At 53.4% G+C, this 13,094-nt stretch carries 16 protein-coding genes; all 16 read left to right on the forward strand.

The window, feature by feature from the left end; translation table 11 throughout:
* Positions 1-16: 16 nt before the first annotated feature.
* The 16 genes from trpD to qcrB all read left to right on the forward strand — a co-directional run bounded on the left by trpD (position 17) and on the right by qcrB (position 13,081).
* Entirely contained in the window at positions 17-1,057 is a 1,041-nt protein-coding gene (gene trpD / locus IAE55_RS07440; RefSeq protein ID WP_200631501.1) for an anthranilate phosphoribosyltransferase, read from the forward strand.
* Positions 1,047-1,877 carry an indole-3-glycerol phosphate synthase TrpC gene (gene trpC / locus IAE55_RS07445; RefSeq protein WP_145158479.1) on the forward strand — a complete coding sequence of 277 codons (831 nt, stop codon included), beginning with the start codon at positions 1,047-1,049 and terminating at the stop codon, positions 1,875-1,877. Before trpD ends, trpC begins: the two co-directional genes overlap by 11 nt.
* Positions 1,870-2,541 (forward strand): phosphoribosylanthranilate isomerase, encoded by a 672-nt coding sequence (locus IAE55_RS07450; RefSeq protein ID WP_200631502.1) that lies wholly within the window; start codon positions 1,870-1,872, stop codon positions 2,539-2,541. Before trpC ends, IAE55_RS07450 begins: the two co-directional genes overlap by 8 nt.
* Positions 2,538-3,737 carry a tryptophan synthase subunit beta gene (trpB, locus tag IAE55_RS07455; RefSeq protein WP_200631503.1) on the forward strand — a complete coding sequence of 400 codons (1,200 nt, stop codon included), beginning with the start codon at positions 2,538-2,540 and terminating at the stop codon, positions 3,735-3,737. Before IAE55_RS07450 ends, trpB begins: the two co-directional genes overlap by 4 nt.
* A complete protein-coding gene (gene trpA / locus IAE55_RS07460) occupies positions 3,734-4,540 on the forward strand; it encodes a tryptophan synthase subunit alpha (protein ID WP_200631507.1) in 807 nt (268 codons plus the stop codon). The genes trpB and trpA overlap by 4 nt, the downstream gene beginning before the upstream one ends.
* A gap of 28 nt (positions 4,541-4,568) precedes the next feature.
* Positions 4,569-5,669, forward strand: coding sequence for a histidinol-phosphate transaminase (gene hisC, locus IAE55_RS07465; protein ID WP_200631509.1), 1,101 nt, complete (start codon positions 4,569-4,571; stop codon positions 5,667-5,669).
* A gap of 24 nt (positions 5,670-5,693) precedes the next feature.
* A complete protein-coding gene (locus IAE55_RS07470) occupies positions 5,694-6,791 on the forward strand; it encodes a prephenate dehydrogenase (RefSeq protein ID WP_089548044.1) in 1,098 nt (365 codons plus the stop codon).
* Between the two features lie 498 nt (positions 6,792-7,289).
* On the forward strand, positions 7,290-7,883 hold the full coding sequence (locus tag IAE55_RS07475) for an RNA polymerase sigma factor (RefSeq protein WP_145159459.1): 594 nt from the start codon (positions 7,290-7,292) through the stop codon (positions 7,881-7,883).
* The gene (locus tag IAE55_RS07480; protein ID WP_152398289.1) at positions 7,880-8,482 is read left to right on the forward strand and encodes an anti-sigma factor; all 603 of its coding nucleotides are present in this window, start codon (positions 7,880-7,882) and stop codon (positions 8,480-8,482) included. The genes IAE55_RS07475 and IAE55_RS07480 overlap by 4 nt, the downstream gene beginning before the upstream one ends.
* Positions 8,483-8,522: 40 nt before the next feature.
* Entirely contained in the window at positions 8,523-9,110 is a 588-nt protein-coding gene (locus IAE55_RS07485; protein ID WP_145158489.1) for a histidine phosphatase family protein, read from the forward strand.
* A gap of 93 nt (positions 9,111-9,203) precedes the next feature.
* Positions 9,204-10,331 carry a hypothetical protein gene (locus tag IAE55_RS07490; RefSeq protein ID WP_105444693.1) on the forward strand — a complete coding sequence of 376 codons (1,128 nt, stop codon included), beginning with the start codon at positions 9,204-9,206 and terminating at the stop codon, positions 10,329-10,331.
* A 44-nt stretch (positions 10,332-10,375) separates the two neighbouring features.
* Positions 10,376-10,882 carry a gamma carbonic anhydrase family protein gene (locus IAE55_RS07495; protein ID WP_200631511.1) on the forward strand — a complete coding sequence of 169 codons (507 nt, stop codon included), beginning with the start codon at positions 10,376-10,378 and terminating at the stop codon, positions 10,880-10,882.
* 24 nt (positions 10,883-10,906) lie between these two features.
* Entirely contained in the window at positions 10,907-11,086 is a 180-nt protein-coding gene (locus IAE55_RS07500; protein ID WP_076170113.1) for an IDEAL domain-containing protein, read from the forward strand.
* 151 nt (positions 11,087-11,237) lie between these two features.
* Complete coding sequence (locus IAE55_RS07505) at positions 11,238-11,681, forward strand: DUF2487 family protein (RefSeq protein ID WP_200631513.1); 444 nt, start codon at positions 11,238-11,240, stop codon at positions 11,679-11,681.
* Between the two features lie 170 nt (positions 11,682-11,851).
* Positions 11,852-12,394 carry a ubiquinol-cytochrome c reductase iron-sulfur subunit gene (locus IAE55_RS07510; protein WP_181153012.1) on the forward strand — a complete coding sequence of 181 codons (543 nt, stop codon included), beginning with the start codon at positions 11,852-11,854 and terminating at the stop codon, positions 12,392-12,394.
* A gap of 15 nt (positions 12,395-12,409) precedes the next feature.
* Positions 12,410-13,081 (forward strand): menaquinol-cytochrome c reductase cytochrome b subunit, encoded by a 672-nt coding sequence (gene qcrB / locus IAE55_RS07515; RefSeq protein ID WP_076170115.1) that lies wholly within the window; start codon positions 12,410-12,412, stop codon positions 13,079-13,081.
* Positions 13,082-13,094: the final 13 nt, after the last annotated feature.

Raw genomic sequence — 13,094 nt, forward strand, 5'->3', positions numbered from 1 at the left:
AAGGAGAGGAAAGAGCATGAGCGCAAGCGAATTGATACATGCGAGTTTGTCACAATTGATCGGAGGCGCGGATCTTTCAAGGGAGGAAGCCCGCGGACTGATGCAGTGCATCATGGAAGGAGCGGCGACATCTTCCCAGATCGGGGCGCTGCTGACGGCGCTGCGGATCAAGGGGGAGACCGTGGAGGAAATTACGGGGTTTGCCGAAGCGATGAGAAGCGTCGCGAGCCATGTAACGACCGATAACGCTAGGCTGCTGGATACCTGCGGAACGGGCGGATCGGGGATCCACAAATTCAACATTTCCACCGTCTCGGCGATTATTTCTTCTTCCGTTTCGGTCCGGGTGGCAAAACACGGCAACCGCTCGGCCTCCGGCCGCGCGGGCAGCGCCGATGTGCTGGAGGCACTCGGCGTTAACATTCACTTGAGCAGTGAACAGGCTAAACAGTGCCTCGAGGAAATCGGCATCTGCTTCCTGTTTGCCCAAATCTACCATCCGTCCATGAAGCATGCAGCCGCTCCGCGCAAGGAGCTCGGCGTGCGGACGGTATTTAATATGCTCGGACCGCTGACGAATCCGGCCGGAGCTGACCGTCAGCTGCTGGGTATCTACGACCGGAACAAGACCGAAACGATCGCAAACGTGCTGAAGGAGCTCGGCTCCAAACGGGCGCTTGTTGTGACCAGCCTGGAAGGGCTGGACGAAATCAGCATCTCGGGGCCGACGCAAATTTCCGAACTGCGTCACGGCGAAGTGCGGACCTATCAGATTCACCCGCATGATCTCGGGTTGGACGCCCACCCGCTGGAAGCCGTTCTGGGCGGCGATGCGGTGCAGAATGCCGCCATTATCCGCTCGGTGCTAGCAGGCGAGAAGAGCCCGTACCGCGACATCGTGCTGGCCAACGCGGGGGCATGTATCTATGTCGCGGGCATAGCAGACAGCATCGCGGAAGGCGTACAGGCGGCGGCACGGGCTATCGACAACGGCAGCGCATCGGCCAAACTTGAGCAACTGATCCAAATGACAGGAGAGCTGAGCTATGTATCTTGATAAAATCGTACAAACCAAACGGACCGAGGTGGCCCGACTCGCCGAGCATTTTTCACTTGCGGAAGCGGAGCGCCAAATCGCTGCGATGCCCGCAACCAAAGGGTTCCACCGGGCGCTGACTGCAGGACGCAAGCGGAGCATGGGTCTGATCGCCGAGGTCAAGAAGGCGTCACCTTCCAAGGGTCTCATCCGTCCGGATTTTCATCCGGTGCGTATCGCCCAGGCTTATGAAGCGGCAGGGGCCGACTGCCTGTCGGTTCTGACGGACGTTGAATACTTCCAGGGGAGCGGGCAATATTTGCGCGATGTGCGCGCCGCGGTGAACCTGCCGCTGCTGCGGAAGGACTTCATCATCGACGAGCGGCAAATTTATGAAGCCCGCCTCCTCGGTGCGGACGCGGTGCTGCTGATCGCGGCCATTCTGGAGCCCGATCAAATCGCCGCTTACCTGCAGCGGGCGGGTGCGCTCGGGCTCGACGCCCTGATTGAGGTTCACAGCCGGGAAGAGCTCGAAGCCGTGCTTGGCCTCGGAGCGGATCTGCATCAAGGGGCGCTGATCGGGATCAATAACCGGAATCTGCATACGTTCGAGACTTCCCTGGAGGCAACGGCAAAGCTTCGGGAGCTGATTCCACAAGGGATTCCGGTCATCAGTGAGAGCGGTATCGCCGGCAAAGAAGATATGGCGTATTTGGAGCAGGCGGGAGCAAGCGGCGTGCTGATCGGAGAGTATTTCATGCGCCGGGATGACATCGCGGAGGCGGTCCGTGACTTGATGGGGCCGACCTTATCCGGGGAAGAAGTGAAGCATCGTGGGTGAGACGGCGGTAAAAATTTGTGGACTTCAGGACGTTGAAGTGCTAAAATCAATGGTAAACTTGCCTGTGGATTATATCGGATTCGTATTCGCACCGAGCCGGCGCCGGGTAACGCCTGAGCAGGCTGCCCTGCTTGCAGCGCAGCTGAAGGCGTGGAAGACGCCCGAAATTCCGCAAAGCGTCGGCGTGTTCGTCAACCCGGACCTGGAAGAGCTTGCCGCGATCGTGGAGGAGGCCCAGCTCGACGTCGTTCAGCTCCATGGACAGGAAAGCCCGCAATTTTGCCGGGAGGTCAAGGAGCGCTTGGGGACCCGGGTATTCAAGGTACTATCAGTTCAATCCCTTAATGAGAATTCCGAAGCATCTATAAATCATGAACTTTACGCAGGCGTGATCGATGGCCTGCTGCTTGATACATTCGATCCGGTGTATGGCGGAGGATCGGGAAGCACGTTTGCCTGGGAGGAGATACCGGCATACCGCGATTGGGCGAGAGCCCAAGGGATTCCGCTGTTTGTAGCCGGAGGCCTTCTGCCGTCCAACGTGGCCGAGCTGATTGATAAGTACAGCCCGGACGGCGTAGACGTTTCCAGCGGCGTGGAAAGTGACGGAGTGAAGGATATAGACAAAATCGCAGCATTTGTGGGAAGGGTGAAGCAGGCATGACAACACAATTACCAGACAAGAACGGGCGCTTCGGACCATTTGGCGGAAGATTCGTTCCCGAGACGCTCATGAACGCGCTGATCGAGCTCGAGGAGTCATACAACCGATATTCGGACGACCCAAGCTTCCAGGAGGAGCTGAACTATCTGCTTAAGCAGTACTCCGGCCGTGAGACGCCCCTGTACTATGCGGAGCGTCTCAGCAAGCATTTGGGGCAGGCGAAGATCTACCTGAAACGGGAGGATCTCAATCATACCGGCGCCCATAAAATCAACAACGCGCTCGGACAAGGCGTCCTCGCCAAACGAATGGGCAAGACGAAGGTCATTGCCGAGACGGGAGCAGGCCAGCATGGTGTGGCAACGGCAACCGTAGCCGCACTTCTGGGCATGGAATGCAAGGTGTTCATGGGGGAAGAGGATACGAAGCGGCAGGCGCTGAACGTATTCCGGATGCAGATGCTGGGCGCCGAAGTCGTACCCGTTACATCCGGTTCGCGCACGCTGAAGGATGCCGGCAACGAGGCGCTGCGGTACTGGGTCAGCCATGTCGACGATACGTTCTATATCCTTGGCTCTGCCGTAGGGCCGCATCCGTATCCGATGATGGTGCGCAACTTCCAGCGGATTATCGGCGACGAGACGCGCCGCCAGATCCAGGAATCCGAAGGGCGTCTTCCGGACTATGTAGTGGCAGCCATCGGCGGCGGCAGCAATGCGATCGGCATGTTCTATCCGTTTATCGAAGACAAGGACGTCCGGTTGATCGGCGTGGAGGCCGCAGGTAAAGGCGTGGAGACCGCCTTCCACGCGGCGACGATGAGCAAGGGCACCCATGGCGTCTTCCAAGGTTCCATGAGCTATCTGCTGCAGGACGATTTCGGCCAAGTACAGGAAGCCCACTCCATATCGGCCGGCCTGGATTATCCGGGCGTCGGACCGGAGCACTCTTACCTTAAGGATATTGAGCGCGCCCAATACGTTCCGATAACGGACCAGGAAGCGCTCGATGCGCTTCAGCTGCTATGCCGGACGGAAGGGATCATTCCGGCCCTGGAATCCGCACATGCGATCGCTGAAGTGGTGAAGATGGCGCCGCGGCTCAGTGAGGACGACATTGTTGTCATCTGCCTGTCCGGACGGGGAGACAAGGACGTGGAGTCCATCATGGCTTATACGGGAGGTAAACAGGCATGAATTTGATGGATCAAACGTTTGCCCGTCTTAAACAGGAGAATCTAACGGCTCTGATTCCGTTTCTGACCATCGGTGATCCGGATCCCGATACGTCGGTTGAAATTATAGCCGGTCTCGAAGCGGCCGGTGCCGACATGATCGAGCTGGGCGTGCCGTATTCGGACCCCTTGGCCGACGGCCCGGTTATTCAGCGGGCTTCCGAGCGGGCGCTGAAGCATCAGGTAACGATCAAAACCTGCATGGAAACGGCGGTCAGAGCACGAAAGGCCGGGGTGAAGCTGCCGTTCATCCTGTTTACTTATTACAATCCGGTGCTTCAGTTCGGGCTGGACCGCTTTTTTGAAGAGGTCAAAGCGCATGACATCAGCGGCATCATCATTCCGGACCTGCCGATCGAGGAGTCAGCCGACGTGCGCACCCGGGCCGAGCGCTCGGATATCCATGTCGTTCCGTTGGTGGCTCCGACCTCCCATGAGCGGATCAAATCGATCGTGGAAGGAGCCAGAGGCTTCATTTACTGCGTATCCTCGCTCGGCGTGACGGGTGAGCGGGCGAGCTTCCACGAAGGCGTGGAAGATTTCATCGCCAGCGTGAAGAAGTATACGGACATTCCGGTAGCTATTGGCTTCGGTATTTCGAACAGGGAGCAGGCGGTGCGCTTTTCCCGGATCTGCGACGGTGTCGTCGTGGGCAGCGCCATCGTCCGCAAGGTCGAAGAAGCCATTCCGCTGCTGCAGGGCGGAGATACGCATGAACAGGGCCTTTTGCAAATCCGTGAATTTGTGGCACAATTAAAACCATAATCTTGAGTTGAAAGTGAGGGGGGATACGGTGAAACCAAAATCCCAGATAGTGAACATTCCGGTCTATGAGCCGGGCAAACCGATTGAAGAAGTCAAGCGGGAGCTTGGTCTCAGCGAAGTCATCAAGCTGGCTTCCAACGAAAATCCTTACGGCGCTTCGCCGCGTGTAAAGGAGGCGGTGCTTGCCGAGCTCGACAACATCAGTCTGTACCCGGACGGAGGCGCGGTGGAACTTACGGCTGAAGTGGCCCGCTTCCTGGGTGTTGAGCCCGGGCAAATCATTTTCGGCTGCGGATCGGACGAAGTCATCGCCTTGATCTGCCGCGCGTTCTTGGTTTCCGGCGACGAAACTATCATGGCGGATCAAACCTTCTCCGTGTATAAAAGCAACGCCGACATCGAAGGGGCCGTCAGCATCGAGGTTCCGCTGGTGAACGGAAAGCATGATCTTGAAGCGATGCTCGCCAAGCTCAGCAGCAAGACGAAGATCGTGTGGATCTGCAATCCGAACAACCCGACGGGAACCATTCTCTCCGAAACCGAATTGACTGGTTTCCTGGATCAAGTTCCATCGAATGTGATGGTCGTGCTGGATGAGGCTTACTTCGAGTATGTAACCGACCTCTCCTATCCGGACGGAAGCAAGCTCCTATCCCAATATCCAAACCTGGTCGTTCTCCGGACCTTCTCGAAGATCTACGGCATGGCTTCCCTGCGGATCGGCTACGGCGTAGCTCAGCCTGAAGTCATTCAGCTGATCAACCGGGTGCGCGAACCGTTCAACACGACGCGGGCAGCCCAGGCAGCGGCCAAAGCGGCGCTTGCCGATCAGGAATACGTGGCCAACTGCCGCACCGCGAACGCGGAGGGCATCAAGCAGCTGCAGGCTGAGTTCGACCGGCTAAGCCTCGATTACTTCCCTGCGCACGGCAACTTTATTATGGTCAATGTGCGTAAGCCTGCGGTGGAAATGTTCCAATCGCTGCTTCAGAAGGGGATCATCGTTCGCGCCGGATTCGGCAAGTATCCGAATCATGTTCGTGTAACCGTTGGATCCGAGGAACAAAATAAAGCATTTATTCACGCATTGGAGCAAGTATTGAGCGAAGATAAGGCCCAAGTGCAGTAAGTGCGAACAAACGAGTGAGGGAACATGAATACAACGAAGATTGCTATATTTGGAGTGGGTCTGATCGGCGGTTCGCTGGCGCTTTGCTTTAAAGGGAAGCCCGGCTTAACCGTCGTGGGCCATGCCCATCTCCCTGAATTGGCCGACAAATATATGAGCCGCGGCGTCGTCGACGCAGCGACGCTGTCCATGGAAGAAGCCGCACTTGATGCGGACTTCATTTTTTTGTGCGTTCCTGTCGGTATGCTGGAAGAATACCTGGACCGGTTAAGCGCCCTGCCATTGAAAAAGGGCTGCATCATCACCGATGTGGGCAGCACGAAGGCAAGCATCGCGCAGGCGGCGCGTGCGCATGATTTCAAGGACTTTTACTTCATCGGCGGGCACCCGATGGCCGGCTCCGAGCGTTCCGGTGTAGAGGCGGCCACGCCGCTGCTGTTTGAGAACGCGTATTACGTGCTGACTCCGCCTCCGGGCACGCCTGATCATGCTTATGATGCGCTGGCGCAGCTGCTGTCTTACACCCGCGCCCAAATCGTCAAGGTGGATCCGGTCCTGCACGATGAAATCGTCGGGGCGATCAGCCATCTGCCGCATATCATCGCAGTGGCGCTGGTGAACCAGGTGTGCGATTATAATCATTCCAATTCCTTATACCGGCTGCTGGCGGCAGGCGGTTTTCGTGACATTACCCGGATTGCATCCAGCGATCCGCTGATATGGCGCGACATTCTGCTGGGCAACAAAAACGTGCTGCTCAGACAGCTCAAGGACTGGAATGAAGGCATCGCCGCGTTCGTAGAGATGCTGGAAGAGGGCGATGGACAGGCCATTCAAGAGGCGTTTGCCAAGGCGAACGATTTCCGCAGCGAGCTTCCGGAACGCCGCAAGGGCATGATTACGCCTAGTTTTGATCTGTACCTCGACGTACCGGATACGCCCGGTATTATCGGAAAAATCGCCACAGAGCTGGGCGTTAGGCACATCAACCTCAGCAACATGCAGATCATCGAGAGCCGGGAGGATGTCCCGGGCATTCTGCGCCTGTCCTTCAGGCAGGAACATGATTTGGAGCGGGCCAAGGAACTGCTGCAATCCATGAGTTATCAGGTATCGCAGTAAATTTTAAAACGTTTACAAAAAAACGCTTACTTTAGTGTTGACAAAATGAAAACGTATACATATAATAAAAGTACAGTATGGTTTCTCTCCACTCCTATCCAAATAAATGGCACTTTGTGCAGCCACCCGATGCGGGTGGTTTTTTTTTGCCTTTTTTTATTTTGCGGCCATTTTTTTCTATAATCTAGCAACATTTACGGGGCGAAATTCGTCTATTAAGAGATTAGTGATGATTCAGCGTGTCCCAAAAAGCGTTAATATCTCCTTGGATTTGGCAATTCCGTTTGAGGTTCGACTGACTAGCAGGAATTAATATGTTACAATGGAAATGATATATTTGTAGAATCGTTGCCGATTTTGCCGAATACATAGCTTTTTGGACGTTTATACTGCCGCGCGGTGGCGTAAATACCGCAACTTTTCATCACCTGTTCAGTACAAACATATAACTGAATCGAACGGGGATGCTTGTGTACGGTCGAGGAGGTCACAATGGAAATGACGGATTCGCAGATGATACAGGACATCAAGAAGGGCAATGTTGAGCTCTTCTCTGAATTGATGCGCCGTTATCAGCGGAAAATATTGGCTTTTGTATATCATATGCTTAAAAGTTCACATTTGGAGTTAATGGCGGAAGACCTGTGTTCAGAGACTTTTTATAAGGCTTTCAAGAGCCTGCATTCGTTTCGTGAGGTCGACGCGTCGTTCTCCACATGGCTCTATACGATTGCCCGGAACACGGTGCTCAGCGAGCTGAGAAAGCAGCGCAGCGCCAATGTGCCGCTGGAGGAGAGCGGGGTTACACCGGTTGCACCGATGGAGGTGGCACCGGAGCAGGCCATTTTGCGCACCGAGAAGGTGGAGCTGGTTCGCGAGGCCATTAACAACCTTCCGGAAAAGCAGCGATCCGCGATCATTTTACGGGAATACGATCAGCTCGATTACCAGGAGATTGCCGACATTTTAGGTCAAAGCGTCAGCTCTGTTAAATCTCTTCTATTCCGGGCAAGGTCCAGTGTAAAAGTTCAGCTGGAGCCGTATTTTTACGAGCTGACGTATGAAGAATATGAAGGGATGAAAAGCAAATGAATTGCGATGAGGCTCACAGCCTGTTCGGCATCGTTTTGGATTTGGAAGAAGACGATCCGAGACGGATTGAGCTCGAACAGCATACAGCCACTTGCAGTGATTGCCAAGCAGAATTGGCGTTATGGAAGGAAAGCCGGCTTCTCATGATGGAATTGCAGGAGGAGCCGACGGAAGAACAGGCGGAGGAAATCAACCGGAACGTCATGGACCGTATATACCGGGAGTCTCCGTGGCTGATTCCGGATCAGAGCAAACCTTTTGCTGTACCTGCATCTACCCGAAAACGCATGTCCTGGTGGATTGCCGGGTTTGTCATGGTATTTTTGGTGAGCTTTCTGTATTGGGCCATCATGGATAAGCCGTTTGTTAAAGAGACAGCCGAAGCTGTACCTACCGGGATTCTTCCGACCGGCGTTGCGGGTTCGTCCGTGGTGACGGAACAGGTCAGTTATGTGATCCCGAAGACGAACAGCGGGATTATCGAGCCGCTTGTCGCCGGTATGGGTCCGACCCATCCACAGTACTGGATGATTCTGTCGGTACTCGGGGTAGGAATGGCCCTCTTTTCATTGGGAAGGGTCAGCCGTATCAGGAAATAGGTTCTTTCGCATATATATATAGAAGAAAGGGGGTACGCGTATGATGATCGGTTTGATCCGCCACGGCCTGACGGATTGGAATAAGCTCGGCAAAATTCAGGGACAGAGCGATATCCCTTTAAATGAAGAGGGCAGGCAGCAGGCGGAACGGCTTGGGGAAAGGCTGCTTCACGAACCGTACCGCTGGGATTTTATCATCAGCAGCAAGCTCTCCCGCGCGCGGGAAACCGGGCAAATTCTGGCCGACAAGCTCCACATTCCGCTCCTTGAGCCCGATGAGCGGCTGAATGAACGGAGTTTTGGGCAAGCGGAGGGACTGACGGCCGATGAGCGGGAAAGCCGCTGGGGCAAGCAGTGGGACGTGCATGACCTGGGACAGGAGACAATCGAGCAGATTGAGGCTAGAGCTTTGGCGTTTATGGAGGATATGTGGACGGCTTACCCCGATAAAAACATGCTCGTCGTGAGTCACGGCGGGCTGCTGGCACAGCTGTACAAGTCACTGTACAGGGATAAATATACGGAACGGATTGGCAACCTGTCGCTTACGATCCTGGAGAAAAAGGATATCGACTGGGTGCCGCTCCTCTATAATTGCACCCGCCATCTGGCGGAAAAGAACGGATAACTCGGACAAGCGCCGGGTTATTTTTTTTGCCCGGATCGAATAAAAATTGTAATAATTCCCATAATGGTAGTAAAACGGCGAGGCGATGATGACATGAATTTAGCGGATATGCTTTCGTATGCGGATATCGGCCAGCTGACTACCATTGCAAGCCACTACCAATGCCAGTGCAAACGGAATTCCAAGCATGAACTGATTCAGAGCATCCTGGTCACGCTGAACCGGAGGGAGTTTATCGCGCAGCAGGTCAACACGGTTTCCCTTCAAGATTTACGCTTTCTGAATTCAGTCTTGTTTGACAGCAGATCGTTTTACAGCGTAGAAGATTTGGCGGCTGTCGTCCGGCAGACGACTTTTGACATCCCGGCAAACGAGGTGCATGAGACTCCGAGGGAAGCTATCGCCCGCTATAAGCGCAGCGGCTGGCTGTTCAACGGGATGACATCCAGCACCAAATATCTGTTTCAAATGCCGAGCGATCTGAAGGACCGGTTCCGGGCCGAGCTTGGACACACGCTGAAGCGAAAGGTCGTTAAATCCGGAGAGCCTCCGGTTTACCGGGAAGAGCAGGATCTGTGCGCCGAGGATCTGATGTACATGCTGAAGTATGTGGACCAGCAGGAGATCGAGCTGAATCAGGAATTCGTGATGTACAAGCGATACCAGCAGCAGTTAATGGACATGTTCCATGTCAGCGAGCCCCTGCTGACCAAAGGGGGATGGCGCTTTGGCTACGGCAGGAGCTTCAATGCATACCCCAACCGGATGGCGCTTCTGTATGACTATGCGTTCTACCACAGATATATCGAAGAAAACGGCAGCCGGCTGGAGCTGTCGGGCAAGGGCGCAGAGCTGCTGGAAAGCGGGACGAAAGAGAGCATGGTACAAATTTTCCGCTTTTGGTTAAAACTTTATAAAAGCGCCATACCTAACTTGGCATCCCTCGTCTATTGGACCGGGGAATGCGCCAAGGAATGGGTAACCGCCGCTTCCCTGCATGATGCTTTGGGCTGGCTGATCAAACCGTTTTATTACGACACTGCAGAGTCGATATTAAATGAAAGAATTATCGCGATGATGATGCATCTTGGGCTGATCCGCATCGGAGAAAGTCCGGAGAGCGGCATGGTTCTGAAAATGACTGCTTTCGGACAAAAGCTGGCCAGCAAAAGCCTGAACCTCGGAAGCGGCGAGCTGGAACCGCTCATTGACAAGTCATAGCCGCCTTGTTACAATCACTCCCAAAGTTAAGGGGTGATGAAAATATGCTGTTACCTTACGGCCAGCATCTGCCAAAGATCCACCCGTCCGTCTATGTTGCGGAGGGTGCCAAAATTGTCGGTGACGTTCAAATTGGACAGCAATCAAGCGTATGGTTTAACGCCGTGCTTCGGGGTGATATGGCACCCATCGTGATCGGTGACCGGTGCAACATTCAGGATGGAGCGGTAGGTCACGTCAATACGGACGAGCCGCTGATTCTAGAGGACGGCGTCTCTGTCGGACATGCCGCCATCGTTCACGGCTGCACAATAGGCAAAGGTACATTAATCGGAATGGGGGCCATCGTACTGAACGGGGCCGAGATTGGTGAATATGCTTTAATAGGGGCAGGATCTATCGTTACTGAAAACAAAAAAATACCACCCTATACGCTTTCTCTGGGTTCGCCGGCGAGAGTGGTCCGTGAATTAACCGAAGAAGACTTGCGCAGAATGTATCGTACCACTCAAAACTATGTGGACAAGGGTAAAGAGTATAGGATGTTCTAATCAAAGGTTCGGAGGTGCATCCTAATGGATAAGATGAAAGCTACTTATGAAGTCATGTTGGGGCTGGCGGCTGAAATGGTATGGGACGAAGCGTTGCGAAAACACCGGAGCGAAGAGCTTTACCGCGAAATAGACAGGGCTCTGGCATCCGGAGACGAGGCGGCTTTCCGTAACCTGACGGATGAACTGAAGTTGCTTAATTAAGTGGAATAAATGAAAAGAAATGCAGACATCCATGCTGCATTTCTTTTTTGTTGGGATGGCCTGCGCCAATGAATTTTACAAATTGCTGACACGGGAACAAGCATATTATAGAATGGAATGGTGAAAAATAATGGAAAGGGTGAACCCTTGAATGAAGTTCAGCGAAGTGGAAGAGGCAACATGGAGTGAGCTCTCCCCCTATTACGACACCTGCCTCATCCCTTACACCGGCCTGTCGGGCAAAGAGTCTCCCATAGAAGCGACGGAGGCACTGGCGCGGCTGCGGGATTTTATGGACCTGGTCGAGATCCCGTTTAAAGGGAGGATCATTACATATCCGGCCGTACAATACGGCCAAGGGGAGGATTTGTCGTTATTGCAGGAAGTTTGTCACAATGTAAGGGAAGCGGGCTTTGCTTACGTCATTGTCATGACAGCAGACATCGAGCTGATCCAAGGCCAGATTGAAGGCTGCGATTTGGTTCTGTCCCGGAAAGTAGTATTCAATGAAGAAACGGGCGGAGCAGGTATAGCAGGCCAGATTAAGGATAAAATACAGGAAATGTGGCAGCGTGACAGCAAGATGGAAATGTGACAGAAATTCAACAATTTAATTGGGTAAATCTTCTTCCGCCTCATAAAAGAGTTGGATATTCTTGACGGTCTTATAAGGCTAATATATTATTATTATGTCCTAGTAAGTCGTGTGATAATAATCATTGAAAGCACTTTAAGACTTGGTTGACAAAGGGGGTTGAAGACATTATGAGCAACCAAAATGAGCACCATGAACCATCTCACAAACCACCCGGTCGTAAAGAAATGTCCCGTCGACAATTTCTGACTTATACATTGGGCGGTGCCACTGCTTACATGGCAGCCGGTGCAGTCCTGCCGATGGTGCGTTTTGCTGTGGATCCGATCCTGCACAAGAAGGGCGAGGGAGAGTTCATTAAAGTTGTCGAAGAAAGCAAAATTACCGACGAGCCTCAAGAATTCTCTTTTGAGCTGAAGCAGCAGGATGGATGGTATGCAAGCACTGCTACATTAACCGCTTGGATACGCAAGGATGAACAGGGGAAAATCTATGCGCTGTCCCCGATCTGTAAGCATTTGGGCTGTACGGTCGGCTGGAACAATGATAAAAGCTTCCCGGATGAATACCACTGCCCATGCCACGGGGCACGTTATACCAAAGAAGGCAAGAACTTGGCTGTAGCACCGAAGCCGCTCGACACCTACAAATTGAAAATTGAAAACGGTTGGATTTATTTGGGCGGGGTAGAGCCAAATACTGAAGTGAAATAGGAGGCGTAGATTCGGATGTTTAAGAATGTCTACAACTGGATTGATGAACGTCTTGATGTCACGCCGATTTGGAGAGACGTGGCGGACCATGAAGTGCCGGAGCACGTTAACCCGGCGCATCATTTCTCTGCGTTTGTATATTGTTTTGGCGGATTGACGTTTTTTATCACGGTCATCCAGATCCTGTCGGGGATGTTCCTGACCATGTATTACGTTCCGGACATCATTAACGCCTACGCCAGCGTTGAGTACCTCCAGACGAAAGTAGCCTTCGGGCAAATCGTCCGCGGTATGCATCACTGGGGGGCGAGCTTGGTTATCGTTATGATGTTCCTACATACCATGCGCGTGTTCTTCACAGGTTCCTATAAGGCGCCTCGCGAAATGAACTGGGTTGTGGGTATGCTGATATTCTTTATCATGTTGGGCTTGGGCCTGACAGGCTATCTCCTTCCATGGGATAACAAGGCCTACTTTGCAACAAAGGTTACGCTGGAAATTGCGAATTCCGTTCCATGGCTTGGACCAATCATTAAGGAATTCCTGCAGGGCGGTACAATCGTAGGCGCCGAGACGTTAACGCGTTTCTTCGCACTTCACGTCTTTTTCCTCCCGGCCGTGTTGCTCATTCTTCTGGTCGGACATTTTATCATGATCCGCAGACAGGGCATTTCCGGTCCACTATAATAAGAAGGGAGGA

Origin of the sequence: Paenibacillus sp. S28 (genome assembly GCF_016624415.1) — a bacterium.
Lineage (GTDB): Bacteria > Bacillota > Bacilli > Paenibacillales > Paenibacillaceae > Paenibacillus_AQ > Paenibacillus_AQ favisporus.